Here is a 22,026-nt window from a genome sequence, read left to right on the forward strand (position 1 = left end):
CGCAGCCGCCTCAGCGGCCGGCACGCCGGGTCAAGGCACGCTTTCCCGCCTTGACGCGGCGTGACGGCCGTTGAACAATCCGGCGTTCGGGTCGGCGGAACGAGAATCCGCATGATGCCCCGCCAATCACGCGAGATGCCCCGCCAGCCACGCGAGATGCCTCGCGGCTCCCGGACGATGCCCCGCCAGTCACGGGAGACCCCCCTCGGTCACGCGAGATGCCCTGCCAGTCACACGGCCGAGCAGGAACTCGCGCGGTTGGGCGCGGGTTTCGCGTGGCTGAGGACAGAACTCGTGTGTCTGAGGACAGGCTTCGCGTGGTTGAGCGCGGGTCTCGCGTGACTGAGGAGGGTTTTCGTGGGATTGCGCGCGGGTTTCGCTGGCTGAGCGCGGGTTTCGCGTGACTGCGCACGGATCTCCCGTGACTGCGCACGGAATTCCCGCAACGAACCACAGATCTCGGCACACCTAACCCACCAAAAACCCTCATCCACCCGCAATCGGCCCAAGAAACGTCCCACCCGAAACATCCAAGGTCTGCCCAGTAACCCACCGACCCCCCGCCCCAGCCAAAAACCCCACCACCTCAGCCACATCCTCCGGCTCCCCAACCCGCCCCAGCGCCGCAATCGCCGCAAGCCCGGCCGCCGCTTCCGGAACCGCGAGCATCGGCTCCGTCATATCCGTCCGGATCGGCCCCGGCGCCACCGTATTGACCGTGATCCCCCGATGACCCAGCTCATTCGCCAGCGTCGGCGCCATCGCCTCGATGGCCGCTTTGCTCACCGTGTAACCGATCTGCGACGACACCGCGATGCGCGTCGCCATCGAACCGACCGTCACGATCCGGCCACCGTCGTTGAGCACCGGCAGCAGCCGCTGGATCAGCAGCATCGGCGCCTTCACGTTCACCGCGAGAAGCCGGTCGAGCTCCTCCTCGGTCAAGGCCTCGATCGAGCTGTGCGAGCTGATACCCGCGTTGTTGACGAGGATGTCCAAACCGCCCCCGAACGCCGAGGTGACCGCCTCGGCCAGCCGGTCGACCGCCCCCGGCTCACCGAACCGCGCCGCCACCGGGAAGGCGTGGCCGCCCGCGTTCTCGATCAGGGACACCGTTTCCTTGGCCGCCACCTCGTTGCCGCCGTGGTGCACCGCGACCACCGCTCCGTCCGCGGCCAGCCGCAGCGCCACCGCGCGGCCGATGCCCCGCGAAGCCCCCGTCACCAAAGCGTTCTTCGTCATTCCGGCTCCCGAAGGTCGGTGCCGGACCGTCGTGGCCCGGCGCTGACCCGAAGGTTTCCGCCCGCCGCTGACCGGACGCGCACCACGCGCGCACCGGCCGGCGGGCGGCCGGTCAGCGGCCGGCCACGGCAACCGGCGCCGGAGTCGCCGCCACCGGGGACCGTCCCGGCAGGAACGCCGCCACGGCCAGCGCGATCAGCGCCGCCGCCGAGCCCATGCCCAGCACCAGCCGGAACCCGTTCTGGGACGGCAGAGTCGCCGGTCCGAACGAGATCGTCAGCCGGGCGAGGATCAGTCCGGCGGTGGCGCTGGAAACCGACGTGCCGATCGAGCGCATCAATGTGTTGAGGCTGTTGGCGGCCGCGGTTTCCGACACCGGCACCGCACCCATGACGAGCGCCGGCATCGCGCCGTAGGCGAGCCCGATGCCCGCGCCGATGATGCTCGAGATCAGCACCAGGTGCCAGGCCGCGCTCATCAGGACGATCCCGAGCGCGTACCCGGCGGCGACGACCACCGCGCCGAGCATCAGCGTCGTCTTCGGGCCGCGGGTGGCCGAGATGCGCGCGGACACCGGGGCCAGCGCCATCATCACCAGCCCGGACGGCGCCATCACCAGACCCACCGCCAGCATCGACTTCCCGAGGCCGTACCCGGTGGCCGCCGGCAGCTGCAGCAGCTGCGGCAGCACCAGGGACATCGCGAACATCGCGAAGCCGAACACCGCCGAGGCGATGTTGGTCAGCAGCACCTGGCGCCGCGCGGTCGTCCGCAGGTCCACCAGCGGCCGCGCCGTCCGCAGCTCCCAGCGGCCCCACAGCAGCAGGACGACGACGGCGACCGCGAACAGGCCCAGCGTCGCCGCGCTGCCCCAGCCCCAGTCGGCCCCCTTGGAGATGGCCAGCAGCAGGCACACCAGCGCGATCGACAACCCGGCCGCGCCGGGCACGTCGAACCGGCCGCCGGTCCGGACCGGCGACTCCGGCACGAGCGCGACGACCAGTGCCGTGACGACCACGCCCAGGCCGGCCGCGGTCCAGAAGAGCGCGTGCCAGTCGGCGTTCTCGGCCAGCAGTGCCGCCGCGGGCAGGCCCAGGGCGCCGCCGACGCCGAGTGACGCGCTCATCAGCGCCGTGGCGGAGCCGAGCCGTTCGGCGGGCAGCTCGTCGCGCATGATGCTGATCCCGAGCGGGATGACGCCGGCGGCGAGGCCCTGCAGGGCCCGCCCGGCGACCATCGGCACGAGGCTGTCGGACAGTGCGCCGATCGTGGAGCCGGCGACCAGCGCGCCGAGGCTGATCAGCAGCATCCGCCGTTTCCCGTACATGTCGCCGAGCCGGCCCATGGTCGGCGTCGCCACCGCGCCCGCGAGCAGGGTGGCGGTGATGGCCCAGGTGGCGTCGGCCGCGGAGGCGTGCAGCAGCCCGGGCAGCGCCGGGATCAGCGGGATGACCAGCGTCTGCATCAGCGAGACGGTGATGCCCGCGACCGCGAGGACCGCGACGACGAGGTTCGCGCGCGGCGAGGCCTCCCGGGCGGACGTGGATGGGTCGGGCACGAGCGGTCCTCCGGGGGCAGTGGGGTGACGCGGCCAAATTAAATCAGTCGCTTGACTTAGCGTAGCAGTCTTCGGTTGACTGATCACGAACCGACGGCCACCGCGGAGGAACGATGACGAGCACCGCCGAGATCCCCGAGTTCCCGATGACCCGGGCCGCGGGCTGCCCGTTCGACCCGCCGCCCGCCGCCCGCGCGCTGCAGGAAGCGGCCCCGCTCGCCCGCGTCCGGCTGTGGGACGGCAGCACGCCGTGGCTGGTGACCCGCTACGCCGACCAGCGGGCGCTGCTGGCCGATCCCCGGGTCAGCGCCGACATCACGCGGCCCGGGTACCCGAGCCCGGCGCCGCTGCCGAAGGGCGGCACCGGCATCGGCTTCATCCTGATGGACAACCCCGAGCACGCGCGGCTGCGCAAGATGGTGACGGCGCCGTTCACGATCCGCCGCGTCGCCGCGATGCGCCCGGCCGTCCAGAAGATCGTCGACGACGTGATCGACGAGCTGCTGGCCGGCCCGAAGCCGGTGGACCTCGTCGAGGCGTTCGCGCTGCCGGTGCCGTCACTGGTGATCTGCGAACTGCTGGGCGTCCCGTACGCCGACCACGGCTTCTTCCAGGAGAACAGCAAGGTCATCATCCGCCGTGACGCCCGGCCCGAGGAGCGGGCCGCCGGGCACCAGGCGCTGATCGGCTACCTCGACCGGCTGGTGGGCGAGAAGCTCGAACACCCCACCGGCGACCTGCTCTCGGGGCTGGCCGGCCGCGTCGCGGCGGGGGAGCTGACCCGGGTCGAAGCGGCGCAGATGGGGGTCCTGCTGCTCATCGCCGGCCACGAGACGACGGCGAACATGATCGCGCTGGGCACCCTCGCCCTGCTGGAGCACCCGGACCAGCTGGCGCTGCTGCGCGAGAGCGACGACCCGGCCCTGGTCGCGTCGGCGGTCGAGGAACTGCTGCGCTACCTGAACATCACGCACAACGGGCGTCGCCGCGTCGCGCTGGAGGACATCGAGATCGCCGGGGAGACCGTCCGCGCGGGCGAAGGCCTGATCATGGCCAACGACATCGCCAACCGCGATCCGGAAGTCTTCCCCGACGGCGACCGGCTGGACCTGACCCGCGACGCGCACCGCCACGTGGCCTTCGGCTTCGGCGTCCACCAGTGCCTCGGCCAGCCGCTGGCCCGGCTGGAGCTGCAGGTCGTCTACAGCACGCTGTACCGGCGGATCCCGACGCTGGCCTTGGCCACCGAGGCCGGGAAGATCCCGTTCAAGCACGACGGGTCGGTGTACGGCGTGTACGAGCTGCCGGTCACCTGGTGAGTCAGACGCTGCGCAGCACCGACACGACCGTGCCGAGGATGACCGCGCGGTCGCCGTCGATGACGTCGTAGGCCGGGTTGCGGGGCTCGAGGTACACGTGGCCGTTGCGGCGGCGATAGACCTTGACCGTCGCCTCTTCGTCGATCATCGCCGCCACGATCTGCCCCGAATGGGCCTCGGACTGCTGCTTGACCACCACGATGTCGCCGTCGCAGATGGCGGCGTCGATCATCGAGTCGCCGCGGACGCGCAGGCCGAACACCGTGCCGCGGCCAGTGAGGTCGCGAGGCAGCTTGAGGACGTCCTCGGTGTGCTCGACCGCCGAGATCGGGGTGCCGGCCGCGATGTCGCCGACCACGGGCACCGGCACCGAGTCGCCGTCCTCGGCGGCGGCCGGGCCGTGCAGGAACGCGCGCACGTCGATCGGGCGCGACACCGTGGCGCCGCGGCGCAGGTAACCCTTGTCTTCGAGGCTGGCCAGGTGCTTCGACACCGACGACGTCGACTGCAGGCCGACGGCCTCGCCGAGCTCGCGGGTGCTGGGGGAGTAGCCGTACTGGACCACCCAGTCCCGGATCGCGACCAGGATCCGCTGCTGCCGCTCCGGCAGGGCCGAGGGGTCGAGGTGCTCGAACGTGTCGTCGTAGGTGGTCACCGGCGTGATCCTAGAGGCACGCGTCCCGCGCCTCGCCGCCGGTCCGGCCGGTGCGGTCCCGCTCAACGGAACACCGGGTGACAGTTGGCGCCTTACCAACAGCATTCCCGGCTTTGCCAGCCGTTGACCTGGGTAACGAATCGACGTATGGTCTAGACCACAATTTTCCTTCGCTCGTAACCCTTCCCGTCGCGGCGGACCTCCCAGCGAGGCCGGGGCCGCGGTTTCGCCGTGCCCGGCGGCGGGAGGCGAGCCTGTCCCCGAAGGAGCTGGTATGAACCGCAAACTGGTCGCGGCCGCGGCGGGTGTCCTCCTGGCCCCCGTCCTGGTGGTGCTCAACCCCGCCGGGATCGCGAGCGCGCACGGGTACGTCAGCTCGCCGGCCAGCCGGCAGGCGCAGTGTGCCCAGCACGTCGTGTCGTGCGGGCAGATCCAGTACGAGCCCCAGAGCGTGGAAGGCCCCAAGGGCCTGCGGTCCTGCAACGGCGGGGTGGCCCAGTTCGCCGAGCTCAACGACAACGGCAAGGGCTGGCGCGCCGCGAACGTCGGCCGCACGGTGACCTTCAACTGGACCTTCACCGCGCGCCACCGCACGTCGAACTACCAGTACTTCATCGGCGGCCAGAAGATCGCGGAAGTGAGCGGCAACAACCAGCAGCCGCCGTCGACCGTCGCCCACCAGGTGAACCTGGGCAGCCACACGGGCCGCCAGACGGTGCTGGCGGTGTGGAACATCGCCGACACGGCGAACGCGTTCTACGCCTGCATCGACCTGCAGGTGAGCTGACCCCGGTTCGCGGTCCGGCCACAGTGGACGCTGTGGCCGGACCGCGAACCGCCGGGTGCGTGCCGTCCGGGCGGACCGGCGATCCCGGACCTGGGGTTCGGCCGCGACCTGCCCGGCCGTCGGTGACCTCGGCGCCCTCCTGGAGCTGCCCGCGGTGGAGAGCGTGCACTGGAGCGCGGGGCGCCCCGCCGAGGTCCGGAGACAGCCGTGAAGGGCGGCCTCGGGCGGCTTGCCCGAGCTGTCCACACCGGAAGGACCAGCGTGGTGACGAACCGCTGGTAAACCTGGTGCCATGGCTCTGCACGATCTCGGCGCCGCGGTGCGCCGGCTGCGCGAAAGCACCGACCCGGCCGTGGCCGGGCTGCCGGGCGGGCGGCGGCGGACCCGCGGGCTGCGGCGGGAGGAGCTCGCCGAGCTGGCCGGGGTGTCCGCGGACTACGTGCGGCGGCTGGAGCAGGGGCGCCGCCACCCCTCGGCCGGGGTGGTGACCGCCATCGCCGGGGCGTTGCGGCTCGGGCGGGCGGACTACGAACGGCTCTGCGCACTGGCCGGGTACGCCGCGGTGGACGGGCAGGTGCCGCGCGAGGCCGGCGCGGCGGCGCTGCGGCTGCTGGAACGGTTCGGCGGCACCCCCGCCTTCCTGACCGACGCGGCGTGGAACGTGGTCGCCGTCAACGGTGCGTGGTTCGCGCTGCAGGCCGGCGGCCCGACCGGGCACGAGCGGGACTGGAACGTCGCCTGGCGCACGTTCCGCGACGCACCCCGCGGGATCAGCCGGACCGACGAGCGCGCGGCCGGCTTCCGGGCGATGCTCGCCGCCCGGCTGCGGGACACCGCCCTGCGCCACCCCGCGGACGCGGCGCTCGCCGAGCTCGTCGACGAGCTGCGGAGCACGAGCCGATCGTTCGACACCTTGTGGCGCGCCCCGGAACCGGTGGCCGCGTACGAGAACCGCGCGGTGTTCAAGCATCCGGACGGCGCGGACATCACGCTCGACGGCCACCTCCTGGAAGTGCCGGGGGACGACCTGATGGCGGTGATCCTCACCGCGGCACCGGGTTCGGCCGACGCGGCCCGGCTGGGCGAGGTCGTCGGCGCTGCGGGCCGGCCGTCCGTCGTCAAGGTGGGCCAAGCCGGCCCAGGCTGATCCGGCCCGCGGCCGCGATCCTGGGGGCGAAGTGGATCACGGACGAAAGCGAGCAGCTCGATGAAGGCAGTGCGGTTCCACGAGTACGGTGCCCCCGGCGTCCTGCGTTACGAGGACGTCGAGCTGCCCGTCCCGGCCGCGGGGCAGGTCCGGGTCCGGGTCGCCGCGACGTCGTTCAACTCCGTCGACGGCAACATCCGCGGCGGGTTCATGCAGGGCCCGATCGCGACGTCGCTGCCCCATACCCCGGGTATCGACGTCGCCGGCACGGTCGACGCACTCGGCGCAGACGTGGACGGCCTGGCGGTCGGTGACGAGGTCGTCGGCTTCCTGCCGATGGACCAGCCCGGCGCCGCCGCCGAATACGTCCTCGCCCCCGCCGAAATCCTCACCTCCGCACCGAAGACCGTCCCCCTGCCCGAGGCTGCCGCGCTGCCGCTGGTGGGGCTGACCGCGTATCAGGCGCTGTTCGACCACGCCCACCTGACAACCGGGCAACGCGTACTGATCAACGGGGCCGGAGGCGCGGTCGGCGGCTACGCCCTGCAGCTGGCCAAGAACGCCGGCGCCCACGTCATCGCCACCGCCGGCCCCCGCAGCACCGACGCGGTCAAGGCTGCCGACGAAGTCATCGACCACACCGCCACCGACGTGATCACGGCGGTGACCGAACCGGTCGATGTCGTGCTCAACCTCGCCCCGGTCACCCCGGAACAACTGGCCGCGCTGGTCACCCTGGTCCGCCCCGGCGGCGTCCTGGTCAACACGACCGTGTGGATGCCCGCCCCTTCCGACGAAGAGCGCGGCGTGCGCGGCATCGACCTGTTCGTCCGCAGCGACGCCGACCAGCTGGCGCAACTGGTCGCCCAGGTCGACCGCGGCGAACTGCGCGTCGACGTCGCCGAGCAGGTCCCGCTGGCCGAACTGGCCGCCCTGCACGCCCGGGCCGCCGAAGGCGCGGTGCACGGCAAGGTCGTCGTCCTTCCTCGATCCGCCTAGCGGGTGAAGGTGAACCAGTTGATGTTGACGAAGTCCGCCGAGCTCCCGGAGAACGTCAGGTAGAGGTCGTGCACGCCGGTCGCCGAGGCGACGACGTTGGCCGGCACGGTCTGCCACTGCTGCCAGCCGCCGTTGTTCGCGAAGTCGATCTCGGCGACCACCGGGCCCGTCACGCTGTCCAGGCGGGCCCGGATGGCGCCGCTGACCCCGGCGGCCGCCCCCGAGGCGAGGCGGGCGACGAACTGGTTCGGCGAGCTCGACCCGAAGTCGACGCGGGCGTACTTCAGCCAGTCGCCGTCCGCGATCCAGCCGACGTCCACCCCGCCGCCCGTGTCGCCGCACGTCTCGTTCTGGGTGCCGCTCTGGGCGTTGTAGGCCTCCGCCTGGATGGTGGAGTACGCGCTCGTGCCGCCGGAGCCGGGCGGGGTGGTGCCGCCGCCCGCGCCCGGTCCGAGCGAGACCGTCCAGGACGTCGGGGCCGGGTCCTGGAGGTGGCCGTCGACGGGCTGGGCCCCGGTCGGGCCGACGTCGTCGTACGGGAAGGCGTAGCCGATCGAGGCGTACTGGTGCACCAGGCGGGCGTAGTGGTTGGTGGTGGCGTCCCGGTAGTACTGCGCGGGTGGGACGCCGTCGGGCTGGTTGTTCCCGCCGCTCACCAGCAGGCTGCTGCGGTTCAGCGCGGCGGCCAGCCGGGCGGCGACCGCGCCCCGGGCGTCGCTGCCGGAGTTGTACAGCGGTCCGCTCGCGCAGCCGAAGATGTCCGCCGCGCTCGGCTTGGTGAACGGCACGCCGTTGGTGTTCAGGCCGCCGAACACGATCGCGTCGCCGCTGACCGTGCCGGTGTAGGAGCCGATGCCGCCCTGGCCGTTGATCGTCAGCGGGGTCGTGCGGTAGTGGTCCCAGACGGCGTTGAGGTAGTTCGTCCAGTAACCGCCGAAGTCGACGGGGGAGTGGCCGGGCGCGAGCACCCGCACCACCTTGCCGGCGCTGTCGGTGACGACGAGCCGGTCCCAGGGCGCGCCGTCGGTGCCGTGCTGCGCGCGCAGGCCGTCCGCGATGCTCCCGAGGGCGCCGGACGGCAGCGGGCTGACCGACTGCGCGCCCGCCGCGCCGGTGGTGGCCATCGACACCGGCAGCGCCACCATGTCGACGTAGCTGATGTTCGCGTAGAGGTTCGCGCTGTTGTAGGTGAACTCGCAGAACGTCCAGTTCGTCTGCCAGTTCGGGTCCGAGCTGGTGAAGCCGGGCTGCACCAGGCCGGGCCCGGGGTTGACGAAGAACTGGATCTTCTTGTCGACCGAGAACCACACCCGGCCGCCGATGAGGTAGTCGGTCAGCGTCACCGTGAGCTGGGACCCCGAGCCGCCGAGCGGGATGGCGTAGTCCGGGACCGGCGTCACCGGCGAGGAGGGATTGGGCAGTGCCTGGAACCGGCCGTCGGCGGTGACGAAGCCGGGGCGGCCCGCGGTGTCCGAGCCGCTGATGTAGGCGTAGACGGTGCCGCCGCCCGAATTGTTCTTCAGCGTCAACGGCAGGGCCGCGGCGGCTCGCGCGCGCGGCGTGGTGACGGCGGACCACAGCGGCGTGCTCGCCGCGGCGGCGACCAGGCCGGCGGTGACGAAGGTACGCCTCGACAGCATGGCACCTCCTCGGAACGGGCGGCTTCCGCGCGGCCGGCTGGCCCCGCGTCCACCGGGACGGTGACCGGACGGTAGGTACGCGGTCCGGCGGGGTCAACATCCGGCGGCCCGGATCGGGTACGGACGGCCCTCGAAGCTGCCTCATGTTGCCCGGACCAGTGCTGCCGGTGGTCCGGGTACCGTCCTTTGTGGACGCTGCGGTCAGCGGTCGCGCGGCGCGGGCAGCCCGGCGGCGGCCAGCGCCGCCCAGAGCGGCTTCGCGCCGACCCGCGGGGTCGCCAGCCCTTCGACGAACCGGCAGCCGAAATCGCCGGCGGTGAGGGTGGTCGTCCGCCCTTGGGTGTCGACGAACCGGAGCCGGAAGCTGGGCCCCATGTCGGCGGTGCAGACCGGGTCCGACGGCGGTTCCGGCAGGGCACACGCGGCGGCGGCGACCTTCTTGATCGCGGCCGCGTCGGTGGTGCGGTTTTCGCCGCGCGTGCCTTCCGTCGTGGCGGGCAACGGCGGGTAAAGGGGCCCGCTGTCGACGAGTTCGCGGGGTTCGTAAGAGGCCGAGCACAGCGCGTCGGCCGACCCGGGCGACGCGTTGTTGCCACAGGCCACGGCGGTCAGGGCGAGAAGGATCGCGCCCGGGACGGCGGACAGCCTTCGCATGGATGTGCCTCCTTCGCTCCGTTGCTTCCCGGACGGAACGAGGAGGCAGCCGGGTTGCACGCAACCGGCGGCTGGGGATGGAGGTGGGTCAAAGGCGGGTGGCCGGCCGCCGCGGGAGCCCGAGGTCCAGCCCCACCCCTTACCCGACGCTAGTGTCGCGCGTCCGAAGTTCAGTGACAGCGGCCCGGTCCCCGAGCGCCCCAATGTGGCCTTGGTTGCGTTCAACGCACCCAATGTGGCCTTCGGTGCGTTCAACGCACCGAAGGCCACATTGGGGCGCTCTTCCCGGACGTCAAACAACTTGCGACGCCCGATGCTAGGGGTGGACGCCCTCGGCGAGGATGACGTCGGCGAGGTTGTCCATCGCCCGGGTCATGTCGGCGCGCAAGCCGGCCGCGACGATGCGGTGGACGAGCGGACCGAGCGGCCCCAGGCCGAGGCGGTACCGGACGGCATACGTCATCAGCGTGCTCTCCGAACCGTCGCCGCGGGTGATCGGCTCGAACTCGAACACGTTGGTCAGGTCCTGCAGCGGTGCGAAACCGACGCCCGTGTCGACGCGGCGGGCCAGCGGGTCGATCTCGCGGACCGTCCAGGTGGACCGGGTGGTCAGCGGGCCGAGCGACTTGTTGCGTTCGCGGTAGGTGCGGCCGATTTCCGCGGTGCCGTGGTGGTCGGTCACCTCCAGGACGGTCGGGACCCACTCGGCGTAGCGGTGGGTCGCGGAGATCACGTCCCACACCCGCCGGACCGGGTGGGGGATGATCGCCTGCTCGGAAACGGTGTAGTCGCGCACCATCGTCCCTTCACTCGTGGCCGAGGACGGCGTGGGCGGCGGTTTCGCCGGAGCGGACCGCGCCGTCCATGTAGCCGTTCCAGTGGTCCGCGTGCTCGGCGCCGGCCCAGTGCACCCGGCCGAACGGCCGGTCGCGCCAGGGGCCGAGCTCGGTCAGCACGCCGGGCCCGGGCACGGACGTCGGTCCGCCGCGGGTCCATTCCTCCCCGACCCAGTCCTGCTCGAAGTACTCCACCGGGCGCAACGCGGCTTTCCCCACGGCGGCGGCGAAGGCGCGCAGCACGGCGGCGCGTCGTTCGTGCGGCGGCCGGCCCGCCCAGGCGTGCCACTGCGGGCCGCCGAGGAAGCCCATCAGGACGCCCGGCTTGCCGTCGGGCGGGGAGTTGTCCCACATGGAACAGATCGGCGCGGCGCGCCGGAACACGGCTTGGCCGTTGAGCCCGTCGGCCCGCCAGAACGGCTCCGGGTACACGGCTTCGCACTTCATCAGCGCACCGAAGGTCATCCGGGAGAACAGCGCGTCCTGCTGCGGTGGCAGCAACGGGCGCCAGGAGATCCGGGCGGCCAGTGCCGGCGGGACGGCGACGACGACGTGCCGCGCGCTCCAGGTGTCCACATCGGACTTCACCGTCACCCGGTCGCCGTCCTGCTCGATCGCCCGCACCGGAGCGCCGAGCACCACGCGTCCGTCGAGCTCGTCACCGATGCGCTGCGAGATCAGCTGGGAGCCGCCGGCGAAGCGGGATTCCTGCGCTCCGCCGGTGACACCGATGCCGCGTTCGACGGTGCCGGGGGTGGTTTCGTTGCCGAAGCCGGCGATGTACCAGAGGCTGTAGAGCAGCGACGCGTCGGCGGCGCTGCCGCCGTAGGCCGAGCCGAGCAGCACGTTGACCAGGTCCAGCGCGCCGGTGCCCGCCGTGGTGTGCCGGAGCCAGCTTTCGAACGTCATGCTGTCCCACGCCCGCGCCTTCGGGGCGCGCCACGGCGCTTCCAGGGGGATCTTCCCGGCCAGCTGGTTGATCCGCCGCATGGCGATCGCGAGGTCGGGCAGGGCCAGCGGATCGGGCGGGATGTCGCCGCGGTACCGGCGCGCCCGGTCGCCGTTGACGTAGACCGACGCTCCCTCGGTGTGGGCGGGGAACGTCTCGACGCCGACCTGCTTGGCCAGCGCGAGGATGTGGTCCTGGGTGGGGCCGGCGAACTGGCCGCCCGCCTCCACCACCTTGCCGTCGCCGAGGTCGTGGTTCACGGTGCGGCCGCCGACCCGGTCGCGGGCTTCGAGGACGACGACGTCCCGGCCGGCCGCGGTCAGCTCGCGGGCGGCGGTGAGCCCGGCGAGGCCCGCGCCGACCACGACGACGTCAGTGCGGCGCATCGGCGGTCTCCAGCGTGGGCGTGGCCGCGGCGAAGGCGTCGGCGGCCGCCAGGTCGAACTCGCCGTGGTCGCTGCCCAGCCCCTGGGCGACCAGGGCCGCGGCGGCCGAGCCGAGCACGGCGGCGTCCCGCGGCGACCGGCCGAGACCGATGCCGCGGAGGAAGCCCGCGGAGAACGCGTCGCCGCAGCCGGTGGTGTCGACGACGTCGACCGCGAACGCGGGGACCGCGATCACCTCGTCCGCGGTGATCACCAAGGCGCCGCGGGCTTCCCGGGTGACGGCGACACAGCCGACGCCCTGGCCGAGCAACGCGCGGGCGCCGTCTTCGAGGGTTTCGGCGCCGGTGAGCCCGAGGACCTGCTGCTCGTTGGGCAGCAGGTAGTCCAAAGAGGACAGCGCGGGGGCGATCCAGGCCAGGATGCCGGGGTCGCCGGGGGCGAGCAGGTCGGCCGAGGTGACCACGCCGGCCGCCCGGGCCGGGGCGAGGATCTTCGCCGCGTTCTCCCCGCCCATCAGCTCGGGCGCGCCGAGGTGCAGGTGGGTCGCCCGGGCGACTTCGGCTTCCGCGATGTCGCCGGGGCCGTAGGTGAGGTTCGCGCCGGGGACGTGGAAGGCGGGCCGGCTGCCGTCGGGCCGGATCGGCAGCACCGACGCCGAGGTCTGCACGTCCTCGCGGCGGACCACCAGGGAGGTGTCGATGCCGTACCGGGTCAGCATGGCCAGCAGCAGGTCGCCGATCGGGTCGGTGCCGATCGCGCCGGCGGTGCGGACGGCCGCGCCGAGCTTGGCCAGCGTCAGCGCGGTGCCGGCCGCGGTCCCGGCCGGGCCGAACCGGATCTGCTCGACCAGGGCCGCGCCTTGGCCGTCCGGAATGGCTTCGACCGGCCGCACCTGCACGTCGAACACGTGCGCGCCGAGCGTGATCACCGTTTGCGTCACAGATCCTCCTCGATCCGTTGGGTGCTGCCGTAGCCGCGCCGCAGCGCGGCTTCGATCACCGCGGCCTGCTGGGCGGTGTCCAGGACCCGGGGCGTGCCGATCGACGCGGCGTTCCGGTAGAGCTCGCAGGCCCACTCGAGCAGCAGCGCGTTGTCCACCGCCGCCTGGAGCGTGGGGCCGTGCACGACGGCGCCGTGGTTGGCCATCAGCGCCGCCGACTTGCCTTCCAGCGCGGTCCACACGTGCTCGGCGAGCTCATCGCTGCCGAAGACGGCGAAGGGCGCGACCCGCACGGCCCCGCCGAGCAGGAGCTGCTGGTAGTGCACGCACGGGAGTTCGTCGAGCACCAGCGACACCGCGGTGGCCTGCGGCGAGTGCGTGTGCACCACCGCACCGGCGCCGGAACGGCGGTAGAGCCCCAAGTGCAGTTCGAGTTCCGAGGTCGGCGCGAGCTCCCCGGCCACGACGGTCCCGGCCAGGTCGACGACGGTGATCTGCTCCGGCGTGATGCGCCCGAGCACGGCGCCGGTCGCGGTCACCGCGACGTGCTCGCCCACGCGCACGCTCACGTTGCCCGCGGTGCCGATCAGCAGCCCGGCGGCGGCCAGGTCATGGCAGGCCGCGACCACCGCGTGCCGCTCGGCCTGCAGGAGCGCTGTCCCCTGAGTCATCGGCTCAGCGTAGGCTAAACATGAAACAAAGTCACGTTCATGTTTGCCCGGCCGGTCTCGGTGCGGCGATGCGTAGGCTCGCCGCCGGAGGAACGGTGCGGCCCCGGCGGCGTGGCCCCGGATGCGGTGAGGAGCCACGATGAGGAAATGGGCGATCCTGGCCGCCGCGATCGTGCTGGAGGTCGCGGCGACCCTGGCGCTGCGGGCGGCGATCGACAACGCCTGGTGGGCGGGGCTGACCGTCGCGGGGTACGCCGGCGCGTTCGTGGCCCTGTCCGCCCTGTTGCGCGGGGGCACGCCGATCGGGGTCGTCTACGGCATCTGGGCGGCCGCGGGGGTCGCGCTCACCGCGGTCCTGGGCACGGTGCTGTTCGCCGAGCCGTTCACGCCGCTGATCGGCATCGGGATCGCGGCGGTCATCGCCGGTGTCGTGCTGGTGGAGACCGGCCACCCCACCGGCCGCGAGGGGGACTCGTGACGTGGCTGCTGCTGGCCGGGGCCATCCTGTCCGAGGTCGCGGCGACGCTGTCCCTGCGCGCTTCGGAGGGCTTGAAGAAGAAACGCTGGATCGTGCCCGTCGCGGCCGGCTACCTCGGCGCGTTCGGGTTGCTGGCCCTCGCTCTCGCCCGCGGCCTGCCGGTCGGCATCGCGTACGGCGTCTGGGCGGCGTGCGGTGTCGCGTTGACGGCGCTCGGGGCGCGCGTGTTCTTCAAGGACCCCCTCACCCGGCGGATGGCTGCCGGCGTCGGGCTGATCGCCGCGGGCGTGCTGATCATCGAACTCGGCGCGGCCGCGCACTGAAGGGGGTGGTGGGATGGCGCGGCTGGTGGACCAGACGATCCTGATCGTCGGGGCGTCCTCGGGCATCGGGGCCCAGGTGGCCCGCGACCTCGCCGGCCACGGCAACCGGCTGGCGATCGTGGCCCGGCGGGAGGCGGCGCTGGCGGCCGTCGCCGCCGACGTCCGCGCGGCGGGGAGCGCCTGCCTCGACCTCGTGGCCGACGCGCTCGACCCCGCGGCGGCGGCCGCGGTGGTGGCGCGGGTGGTGGCGGAGTTCGGCGCGGTGGACGTCGCGCTGCTCAACGTGGGCCAGGGTCCGGACGTGGCCGTGGCCGAGGCCGGGGTCGAGGACATCGCCCGGGTGATGGCGCTGAACTACGACGTCACCGTGCACTACCTCGTCCCGCTGATCGCGCAGCTGCGCCGGCAGGGCGGCGGCTTGATCGCCCAGACCAATTCGCTCGCGGGCTTGATGGGGATCCCGCGCCAGGGACCGTATTCGGCCGCGAAGGCCGCGGTGCGCATGCTGATCGACGCGGCCCGGGTCGAGCTCGCGCCCGAGGGGATCCGGTTCACCTCGCTGTACCCCGGCTTCGTGGCCACCGCGCGCGTCAACGCCGACGGGCTGCCGAAACCGTTCCAGATCAGCGAAAAGACGGCCGCGCGGCACGTGATCCGGGCCCTGCGGCGGGAGCCGGCCGACGCGTCCTTCCCGTGGACGACGTCCGCGCTGGTCCGGGTGCTGCGGGCGGTGCCGGTGTCCGTTTCCGGGCCGGTGTTGCGGAAACTGGCCCGCTGACCGGATCCGCCGTGCCCCGCCCGCGTGCCGCGGTGAACCGGACGGTCCCGTGGCCCGTGTAGCGGGCGGGTGTGGAGCGGAAGCACGGGAGATCGCCTGATGACTGCCATCGAGGAAAGCCGCCGCGCGGGCCGGAAACCGGACGAACGGCCGGGCTGGAACGCCGACCCCGTCCTCGTCCTGACTTTGGTCCTGTTGGCCGGATTCCTGGCGCAGGGCCCGGTTCGGCGGCTGTTGTCCGCTCCGGTCATGCAGAGCTGGATGACGGTGTTCGTGGCGGTGGTCGTGCAGGCACTGCCCTTCCTCGTCCTCGGCGTACTGCTGTCGGCCGGGCTCGCGGTCTTCGTGCCGCCGTCCTTCTTCACGCGCGTGCTGCCGAAACGGCCGTCGCTGGCGGTGCCGGTCGCCGGACTGGCCGGCGCGGTCCTGCCCGGCTGCGAATGCGCGTCGGTGCCCGTGGCCGGCGCGCTGGTGCGCGGCGGCGTGCAGCCCTCGGCCGCGGTGGCGTTCCTGCTGTCGGCGCCGGCGATCAACCCGGTGGTGCTGACGGCGACCGCCGTCGCGTTCCCCGGGCAGCCGGGGATGGTCGTCGCCCGGTTCGCCGCGAGTCTCGCGGCGGCGTGCGTGATGGGCTGGTTGTGGCAGCGCCTCGGCCGTCCGGACTGGCTGCGTCCCCGCGCGCACGAGCACGGCGACGGTGGCCCGAGGGGAGCGGTGTTCTGGGGATCGGTGCGGCACGACGTCATGCACGCGGGCGGCTTCCTCGTCGGCGGCGCGATGGCCGCCGCGACCCTCAAGGCCGTGGTGCCCGCGAGCTGGCTGCAGGCCGCGGCGGGCCATCCGGTCGTGGGGGTGCTGGCCCTGTCGGCCCTCGCGGTGCTGCTGTCGATCTGTTCGGAGGCCGACGCGTTCGTCGCGTCGTCGCTGACGCAGTTCTCGCCGACGGCGCGGCTGGCGTTCCTGGTCGTCGGCCCGATGATCGACCTGAAGCTGTTCGGGATGCAGGCCGCCACGTTCGGCCGCGGGTTCGCGCTGCGGTTCGCGCCGGTGACCTTCGTCGTGGCCGTGGGGGCCGCGATCCTGACCGGGGCGGTGCTGCTGTGAACCGGACCGTGCAAGCGATCCTGCTGTTCCTCGTCGGCGGCGTCCTGCTCCACGCCGGCGTGACCGGGCTGTACCTGCGGTACGTCAAGGCCGGGCTGCGCCCGCTGGTGCTGGCGGCCGGCGTGGTGCTGGTGATCGCGGCCGTCGCGACCGTCTGGTACGCGCGGCGCCGCCCGGCCGGGCCGCCGGCGCCCCGGATCTCGTGGCTGCTGGTGCTGCCGGTGTTCGCGCTGATCCTCGCCGCACCACCGGCTTTGGGCTCCTACAGCGCGATGCGCGCCGGCACGGCGGTGACGGCGCCGCGGATCGTCACCCCGCTCCCGGACGGCGATCCCGTCCGGCTGACGGTGATCGACTACGCGGACCGCGCGGTCTACGACCACGGCCGGTCGCTGGCCGGCCGGACCGTCGCGATCACCGGGTTCGTGGCCTTCGACCCGAGTGGCACGCCGTACCTGGTCCGCATGCTCCTGAACTGCTGCGCGGCGGACGCCCAGCCGGTGAAGGTCGGCCTGACCGGCCGGGTTCCGCCGGTGCTCCAGCCCGATTCGTGGCTGGAGGTCACCGGCGGCTACAGCGCCGAGCAGGCCGTGGACCCGGTCAACGGCGGAACCATCCCGTTCGTCGACGTCGGCCGGGCCCGGCCGGTCCCGCCGCCGGCCGATCCCTACGAAAGCCTCGGCTAGCGGCGCGGCCGGCACCCGCGCAGCTACCGGCCCGCCTGCGGGCCGATCATCGAGTTCACGTCGATCGGCGACGGGATGGCGCCGAGCTGCAGCAGCAGGTCCGGGACCCGTTGCAGGCGCCGGGAATCCAGGACCGCGCCGTAGCCCGGCAGGGTGAGCAGCTTGGCCGTGTCCTCGTCGATCTTGGCGAAGCGCACCAGCAGCGGCTCGACCTTGGCGCGGTCGAACGTGGCGTCGTGGGTCGCCTTCTGCATGGCGCGCTGGAACGCGGCCAGGGTCTTCGGGTTCTCCTTGACCCACTTCCGCGTGGCGCCGTAGCCGGTCAGCGGGAAGTCCTGGGTGGCCCCGCTGTTGACGTCGATCACCGGGATCGCGCCGGCCGTCTTGGCGGCCTGCGTGATGTACGGCTCCGGCAGGTACGCGGCGTCGGCCTGCCCCTGCTGCAGCGCCGCGGCGATGTTGGGCAGCGGGATCAGCACCCATTTCACCTTGCTGAAATCGACGTTGTGGTCCTGCATGATCGAACGGGTGAGAAGATCCGAAGCGGTGTTCTTGGCCGTGATGGCGATCTTCGCGGTGGCCAGGTCGCCGATGGTTTTCACCGGCGAATTCGGGACCGTGACGATCGCATTGGACTTCGCGTTGACCGACGTCGCGTCGGCGACCAGCTGCATGTCGGCGGCGCCGGTGCTGCGGGCGGTGAAGAACGGCGGATAGGTCGAGAACGCGATGTCGGCGTCGCCCGAGATCGACTTCGCCAACGAGGCCTGACCGCTGGCGGCGATCACGGACTCGACGGTGAGGCCCTCGGCCCGGAAGTAGCCCTCGTCCTGGGCGAGCCAGAACGGCGCGAGGTCCGTGGTGGGCAGGATCGAAACCTTCAGCGTCGTTTTCTCCGGCCCGCCGCCGCTCGACGAGGCGCCCGAGCCGGTGGCGCCGAGTGCGCCGCAACCGGTTACGACCGCGACGACCGCGAGAGCGAGCGCGGCACGAACACGACCACTGTTCCTGACGATTCCAAACAAGGTCTGCTCCTCGAAGGAGATGACAGTTGATGTACCGGCTCCAAGGAAGGTGGGTGATTCACTCCCCGGCGTCAGGCGGGCCACTGTAGGGACCCCGGCAGCCCTTGACAATGCGTGATGGCGCCGGATCCGGGAATTCACCAGAATGGCGGCACGAATTCTTGATCGCGATCTCGGCGGCCGCGGGCCGCGAGGTTGCTCGGCGTGAAGTTCGACGACGGCGCCGGTGGAGTGCGAAAACCGTGGCCCGAGGGACCCCGGCAAGGCGGAAAACAACGGCTCGGCCGGGAAATCCGCACCGGAGAACCGACCGTGGTCGCCGCCCGCGAAATCGAACCGGCCGCGGGTATTGGCGGAGTTGTCTGCGAAATCAGGCAATGTCCGCGGTGGGATCAAGAGGGTGCTACCCCGGTCGCGTTGACGCAGCGTAGTCGACGGCAAGAGGGGTCGCCGGCCATCAATGTGGCGATGATTTCCCGGGTGCGGCACCGCATCCGGTGGTGTCCCGCCCCGCCGGCCGCGCCTTGTCCGGGGGCGCTGCGCGGCCGGCGACCGCTGAGCGGATGGCGGATTGACCCATTCGAGACGGGCGAGTGAATCACGTCCCGATCACGATTCGGGGCATTTGCCTAATGGGAGGTTTCGCGGCCGGGAACTCGGGACCACCGCCCCGTGTTCCGCCGTGGCCAAGTGCGCCCCTTGTTGGGGAACGGGTTTTACTTCTAAAATCCCCCGTGTGCGACCGCTTACGGAGGGTACCGAGCTGCTCGTCGGCCGGGACAGCGAGCTGTCCCGGCTGGCCGCTTGGATCCGTGACGTCGCGGCGGGCCGGGGCCGGGCCGTGCTGGTCGACGGCGAGCCCGGGATCGGCAAGTCGGCGCTGGTCCGGTCCGCCTGCGCGGCCGCCACCGACGCGGGCTGCCAGGTGTACTGGGGCGCCGGCGACGAACTCGGTCAGGCGCTGCCGCTGCTGCCGCTGCTGGATGCTTTGGAGATCACGCCGGTCACGCGGGATCCCCGTCGTGACGCCGTTTCCGAGCTGCTGGGCGGCGGCGCCGTCGCGGGCAAGGGCGCCGACCTCGCCGCCGCGGCCGCCGAACGGCTGATCGCGCTGGTGGACCAGCTCTGCCAGGACGGCCCGGCCGTGCTGGTCGTCGACGAGCTGCAGTGGGCCGACAGCACGACGGTGGCGGTGTGGAGCCGGCTCGCCCGCCTGGTCCGGCAGCTCCCGTTGCTGCTGATCGGGGTGCTGCGGCCGGTGCCGCGCCGCGACGACCTGCGGTCGCTCTTCCGGATCGTCCGGCCGGCGGAACGGCTCCGGCTGACCCGGCTGGCGGAACCGGCGGTGCTCGAGCTGGTGGCCGCCCTGGCCGGTGGCAAGCCGGGCGCCCTGCTGGAGGAGCTGGCCGCCGGCGCGGCCGGAAATCCGTTGTACCTAACCGAATTGGTCGACGCGCTGACCAGGAGCTCGTGCCTGGAGGTCGATCCCGAGGGCGTCGCGGAGCTGACCGGCGCGGCCACGCCGGATTCCCTGCCGGAAGCCATCGCGGACCGGCTGGGCTTCCTCACCGAGCCGGCCCGGGGCGTGCTGCGGACCGCGGCGCTGCTCGGCGTCGGCTTCTCGGTCGCGGACCTGGTGACCGTGACGAACTCTTCGCTCGCCGACCTGCTGCCCGCGCTCGACGAGGCCCGCGCCGCCGGCGTGCTGGTGGCGGCCGGCGACGACCTCGAGTTCCGGCACCCGCTGATCCGCACGGCGTTGTACGACGAAATGCCGACGGCGGTCCGGATCGCCTGGCACCAGTCCGCCGCGTGGGCGCTGGCCGAGGCGAACGCCCCGGTCGAGCGGGTGGCGCGGCAGCTGCTGCCGATGGTGTCCACAACGGACAGTCGCGTGCCGGTGCCGGACTGGGCCGTGCGCTGGTTGCTCGACGTGGCCATGCCGCTGATCGGCCAGGCGCCCGTGGTCGCCGTCGCACTCTTGAGGCGCGCGGTGCGGGACGCGCCGCTCGACGACGCCGTGACCGGCGCGCTGGCCTGCCGGCTGGCCGACGCCTACTACCGGGTGGGCAACGTGGCCCAGGCCGAGCGGATCGCTTGCCGCGCACTGGATCGCGTCCGCGACCCCGACGTGCGCGTCGACCTGCACACGACGGTCGTCCAGAGCCGCGGGACGGCCGGCCGGGCCGCCGAGTCCCTCCCCGCGCTCAACGAGGCACTGACCCAGCCGGGGCTGCAGGCCCGGCACCGGGCCCGGTTGCTGGTGCTCATCGCGCGGATCCGGCGTGTCCTCGGCGAAGTCGACTCCGCGGGCCGGGCCGCGTCCGCGGCGCTGGCCGAACTCGGCTCGGCCGAAGACCGCTGGGCGGCCGGGTGGGCGTTGCACGTGCTGGCCCAGGGCGCGATGGCGCGCGGCGAGTGGGCCGCCGCGCTGCCGCTGTTCGAGCGCGCGATCGCCATCGTCCGGGGCGACCCCACGCTCATCGAACTCACCTTGCTGCTGCGCATCAACCAGTCGGTCACCTTCGGCGCGCTCGACCGCTACGCCGACGCGCTCACCGCCGCCGGGCAGGCGCGCGACCTGGCCGAGCGCACCGGCAGCGAGGCCCGGCTGACCCAGGTCCAGAGCGCGATCGGGCAGCTGATGCTGGGCGCCGGCCGGTGGGACGACGCGCTGGCCGAGGTCGACGTCGTCCCGGACGACCAGAAGGATCCGGGCGTGGTGTGCTGCGACCACGGCGTCGCCGCGATCATCCACCTCCACCGCGACGAGCCGGCCGCGGCCCGCCACCACCTCGACGTCGCCGCCCTGCATTCGGAACGCGCCGGCGACGAGGTGGTGGAATCCCTGGTCCGGGCCCGGAGCCTGGCGTTCGAGCACGCCGGCGCGCCGGAGCGGGCGCTCGCCGTGCTGACCGCCGTGCCGGCGGGCGAAGACGCGGGGGAGGAGCGGCTGGGCGACGCCGTCCGGCTGGCGATGGCGATCGGCGACGTGCGGACCGCGGCGGAGATCGAGGCCCGGGCACGCGGGATCGCCGCCGAATCAGCGGTTCCGCACCGCCGCGCGCTCGCGCTGTACTGCCGCGGCCTGCTCGAGCGGGACGGCACGATGTTGCTGCGAGCCGCCGACGGCTACGCGGACGCGGGCCGGCCGCTGTCCCGGGCCAAGGCCCTGGAAGCGGCCGCGCTCGCCTTCGCCGACGCCCGGACCGAAGACCGCGGTTCGGCGCGGGCCGCCTTCACCCACGCCATCGACCTCTACGCGGAGCTGGACGCGCAATGGGACGTGGCCAGGCTGCGCGCCCAATTTCGGGCGCTGGGCATTCGCCGCGGCCCGAAGGTGAAGCACCGCCAGGCCACGCACGGCTGGGACAGCCTCACCCCGACCGAGGGCCGGATCGCCGCCCTGGTGGTCGAAGGCCTGTCCAACCCGCAGATCGCGGGCCGCCTCTACCTGTCCCCGCGCACGGTCGGCACGCACGTCTCGCACATCCTGACGAAGCTGGGCGTGCATTCGCGCATCGACATCGCCCGGGAAGCGGCCCGCCACCAGTCCGCCTCCGGCTGAGCGGAGCCCGAACCGACCCTCCCGGTACGCGAGCCGACTCCCGGGGTGCGCGAGCCGACCGTCCAAGTACGTGAACCGACTCTCCCAGCGCGAGAAACCCGCGGGGCCCGCCGTCTCGGATGCCCGGGACAGCGGTCCGCGCGGTACCGCCCGGGAAGCGGCCCGCCACCAGTCCGCCTCGGGCTGAGTCGCTGTCAGCCGGGTACGGTGGCGGGTTCGAACGTCGCGAATGACTCATTCGGGACCTCCGGGGTGCCCGCAGTGTCGATCGCGACACCGGC

General features: G+C 72.8%; 21 protein-coding genes. 11 read left to right on the forward strand and 10 right to left on the reverse strand.

The genetic code is table 11. The annotated features are described in order from the left end of the window. Positions 1–486: 486 nt before the first annotated feature. Both AB0M30_RS46170 and AB0M30_RS46175 read right to left on the reverse strand, forming a co-directional pair. Positions 487–1,242, reverse strand: a complete 756-nt coding sequence (locus tag AB0M30_RS46170; protein ID WP_364598660.1) for an SDR family oxidoreductase — start codon at positions 1,240–1,242, stop codon at positions 487–489. A gap of 112 nt (positions 1,243–1,354) precedes the next feature. Beyond that, positions 1,355–2,800, reverse strand: a complete 1,446-nt coding sequence (locus AB0M30_RS46175) for an MFS transporter (RefSeq protein WP_364598663.1) — start codon at positions 2,798–2,800, stop codon at positions 1,355–1,357. Between the two features lie 113 nt (positions 2,801–2,913). Between AB0M30_RS46175 and AB0M30_RS46180 the strand changes: the two genes are divergently transcribed. Next, entirely contained in the window at positions 2,914–4,119 is a 1,206-nt protein-coding gene (locus AB0M30_RS46180; RefSeq protein WP_364598666.1) for a cytochrome P450, read from the forward strand. 1 nt (position 4,120) lies between these two features. Here the strand turns inward: AB0M30_RS46180 and lexA are convergent, their stop codons facing one another. Next, a complete protein-coding gene (lexA, locus tag AB0M30_RS46185; protein WP_364598669.1) occupies positions 4,121–4,774 on the reverse strand; it encodes a transcriptional repressor LexA in 654 nt (217 codons plus the stop codon). A gap of 274 nt (positions 4,775–5,048) precedes the next feature. On the opposite strand from lexA, the gene AB0M30_RS46190 reads away from it, so the two are divergent. The 4 genes from AB0M30_RS46190 (at position 5,049) to AB0M30_RS46205 (ending at position 7,707) form a co-directional block, all read left to right on the forward strand. Further along, the gene (locus tag AB0M30_RS46190; protein ID WP_364598672.1) at positions 5,049–5,561 is read left to right on the forward strand and encodes a lytic polysaccharide monooxygenase auxiliary activity family 9 protein; all 513 of its coding nucleotides are present in this window, start codon (positions 5,049–5,051) and stop codon (positions 5,559–5,561) included. Positions 5,562–5,616: 55 nt separating this feature from the next. Next, positions 5,617–5,772 carry a hypothetical protein gene (locus AB0M30_RS46195; protein WP_364598675.1) on the forward strand — a complete coding sequence of 52 codons (156 nt, stop codon included), beginning with the start codon at positions 5,617–5,619 and terminating at the stop codon, positions 5,770–5,772. Between the two features lie 81 nt (positions 5,773–5,853). Beyond that, entirely contained in the window at positions 5,854–6,708 is an 855-nt protein-coding gene (locus AB0M30_RS46200; RefSeq protein ID WP_364598678.1) for a helix-turn-helix domain-containing protein, read from the forward strand. A 60-nt stretch (positions 6,709–6,768) separates the two neighbouring features. After that, positions 6,769–7,707, forward strand: coding sequence for an NADP-dependent oxidoreductase (locus tag AB0M30_RS46205; RefSeq protein WP_364598681.1), 939 nt, complete (start codon positions 6,769–6,771; stop codon positions 7,705–7,707). Here the strand turns inward: AB0M30_RS46205 and AB0M30_RS46210 are convergent. From AB0M30_RS46210 to AB0M30_RS46235, 6 genes are all read right to left on the reverse strand, one after another. Next, positions 7,704–9,347, reverse strand: a complete 1,644-nt coding sequence (locus AB0M30_RS46210; protein ID WP_364598684.1) for a beta-1,3-glucanase family protein — start codon at positions 9,345–9,347, stop codon at positions 7,704–7,706. The two genes, AB0M30_RS46205 and AB0M30_RS46210, sit on opposite strands and share 4 nt — an antisense overlap. Positions 9,348–9,548: 201 nt before the next feature. Next, positions 9,549–10,001: a hypothetical protein gene (locus tag AB0M30_RS46215; RefSeq protein ID WP_364598687.1), complete on the reverse strand. Its 453-nt coding sequence runs from the start codon at positions 9,999–10,001 to the stop codon at positions 9,549–9,551. 316 nt (positions 10,002–10,317) lie between these two features. Continuing rightward, positions 10,318–10,800 (reverse strand): SRPBCC family protein, encoded by a 483-nt coding sequence (locus tag AB0M30_RS46220; protein WP_364598690.1) that lies wholly within the window; start codon positions 10,798–10,800, stop codon positions 10,318–10,320. 7 nt (positions 10,801–10,807) lie between these two features. Further along, complete coding sequence (locus AB0M30_RS46225; RefSeq protein WP_364598693.1) at positions 10,808–12,172, reverse strand: FAD-dependent oxidoreductase; 1,365 nt, start codon at positions 12,170–12,172, stop codon at positions 10,808–10,810. After that, positions 12,159–13,112, reverse strand: a complete 954-nt coding sequence (locus tag AB0M30_RS46230; protein WP_103343128.1) for a PfkB family carbohydrate kinase — start codon at positions 13,110–13,112, stop codon at positions 12,159–12,161. Before AB0M30_RS46230 ends, AB0M30_RS46225 begins: the two co-directional genes overlap by 14 nt. Further along, entirely contained in the window at positions 13,109–13,783 is a 675-nt protein-coding gene (locus tag AB0M30_RS46235; RefSeq protein WP_364598697.1) for a class II aldolase/adducin family protein, read from the reverse strand. Before AB0M30_RS46235 ends, AB0M30_RS46230 begins: the two co-directional genes overlap by 4 nt. 139 nt (positions 13,784–13,922) lie before the next feature. Here AB0M30_RS46235 and AB0M30_RS46240 point away from each other — a divergent pair, with 139 nt between their 5' ends. From AB0M30_RS46240 to AB0M30_RS46260, 5 genes are all read left to right on the forward strand, one after another. Next, the gene (locus AB0M30_RS46240; protein WP_364598700.1) at positions 13,923–14,261 is read left to right on the forward strand and encodes an SMR family transporter; all 339 of its coding nucleotides are present in this window, start codon (positions 13,923–13,925) and stop codon (positions 14,259–14,261) included. Continuing rightward, a complete protein-coding gene (locus AB0M30_RS46245) occupies positions 14,258–14,584 on the forward strand; it encodes an SMR family transporter (RefSeq protein ID WP_364598703.1) in 327 nt (108 codons plus the stop codon). Before AB0M30_RS46240 ends, AB0M30_RS46245 begins: the two co-directional genes overlap by 4 nt. 13 nt (positions 14,585–14,597) lie before the next feature. Beyond that, complete coding sequence (locus tag AB0M30_RS46250) at positions 14,598–15,362, forward strand: SDR family NAD(P)-dependent oxidoreductase (RefSeq protein WP_364598705.1); 765 nt, start codon at positions 14,598–14,600, stop codon at positions 15,360–15,362. Positions 15,363–15,461: 99 nt separating this feature from the next. Beyond that, positions 15,462–16,466, forward strand: a complete 1,005-nt coding sequence (locus AB0M30_RS46255; RefSeq protein WP_364598708.1) for a permease — start codon at positions 15,462–15,464, stop codon at positions 16,464–16,466. Next, the gene (locus AB0M30_RS46260; RefSeq protein ID WP_364598711.1) at positions 16,463–17,152 is read left to right on the forward strand and encodes a TIGR03943 family protein; all 690 of its coding nucleotides are present in this window, start codon (positions 16,463–16,465) and stop codon (positions 17,150–17,152) included. Before AB0M30_RS46255 ends, AB0M30_RS46260 begins: the two co-directional genes overlap by 4 nt. Before the next feature lie 23 nt (positions 17,153–17,175). On the opposite strand, the gene AB0M30_RS46265 is transcribed toward AB0M30_RS46260, so the two are convergent. Then, positions 17,176–18,177 carry an ABC transporter substrate-binding protein gene (locus AB0M30_RS46265; RefSeq protein ID WP_364598715.1) on the reverse strand — a complete coding sequence of 334 codons (1,002 nt, stop codon included), beginning with the start codon at positions 18,175–18,177 and terminating at the stop codon, positions 17,176–17,178. 736 nt (positions 18,178–18,913) lie between these two features. Here AB0M30_RS46265 and AB0M30_RS46270 point away from each other — a divergent pair. Next, positions 18,914–21,745 (forward strand): AAA family ATPase, encoded by a 2,832-nt coding sequence (locus AB0M30_RS46270; RefSeq protein ID WP_364598713.1) that lies wholly within the window; start codon positions 18,914–18,916, stop codon positions 21,743–21,745. Positions 21,746–22,026: the final 281 nt, after the last annotated feature.

It is taken from the genome of Amycolatopsis sp. NPDC051716, from assembly GCF_040681595.1.
Classification (GTDB): Bacteria; Actinomycetota; Actinomycetes; order Mycobacteriales; family Pseudonocardiaceae; genus Amycolatopsis.

Bases quoted from the DNA above. Each gene is read 5' to 3' on its own strand.
- AB0M30_RS46170 (WP_364598660.1), bottom strand. From the start codon at position 1,242: ATGACGAAGAACGCTTTGGTGACGGGGGCTTCGCGGGGCATCGGCCGC.
- AB0M30_RS46180 (WP_364598666.1), top strand. From the start codon at position 2,914: ATGACGAGCACCGCCGAGATCCCCGAGTTCCCGATGACCCGGGCCGCG.
- AB0M30_RS46190 (WP_364598672.1), top strand. From the start codon at position 5,049: ATGAACCGCAAACTGGTCGCGGCCGCGGCGGGTGTCCTCCTGGCCCCC.
- AB0M30_RS46200 (WP_364598678.1), top strand. From the start codon at position 5,854: ATGGCTCTGCACGATCTCGGCGCCGCGGTGCGCCGGCTGCGCGAAAGC.
- AB0M30_RS46205 (WP_364598681.1), top strand. From the start codon at position 6,769: ATGAAGGCAGTGCGGTTCCACGAGTACGGTGCCCCCGGCGTCCTGCGT.
- AB0M30_RS46210 (WP_364598684.1), bottom strand. From the start codon at position 9,347: ATGCTGTCGAGGCGTACCTTCGTCACCGCCGGCCTGGTCGCCGCCGCG.
- AB0M30_RS46215 (WP_364598687.1), bottom strand. From the start codon at position 10,001: ATGCGAAGGCTGTCCGCCGTCCCGGGCGCGATCCTTCTCGCCCTGACC.
- AB0M30_RS46220 (WP_364598690.1), bottom strand. From the start codon at position 10,800: ATGGTGCGCGACTACACCGTTTCCGAGCAGGCGATCATCCCCCACCCG.
- AB0M30_RS46225 (WP_364598693.1), bottom strand. From the start codon at position 12,172: ATGCGCCGCACTGACGTCGTCGTGGTCGGCGCGGGCCTCGCCGGGCTC.
- AB0M30_RS46235 (WP_364598697.1), bottom strand. From the start codon at position 13,783: ATGACTCAGGGGACAGCGCTCCTGCAGGCCGAGCGGCACGCGGTGGTC.
- AB0M30_RS46240 (WP_364598700.1), top strand. From the start codon at position 13,923: ATGAGGAAATGGGCGATCCTGGCCGCCGCGATCGTGCTGGAGGTCGCG.
- AB0M30_RS46250 (WP_364598705.1), top strand. From the start codon at position 14,598: ATGGCGCGGCTGGTGGACCAGACGATCCTGATCGTCGGGGCGTCCTCG.
- AB0M30_RS46255 (WP_364598708.1), top strand. From the start codon at position 15,462: ATGACTGCCATCGAGGAAAGCCGCCGCGCGGGCCGGAAACCGGACGAA.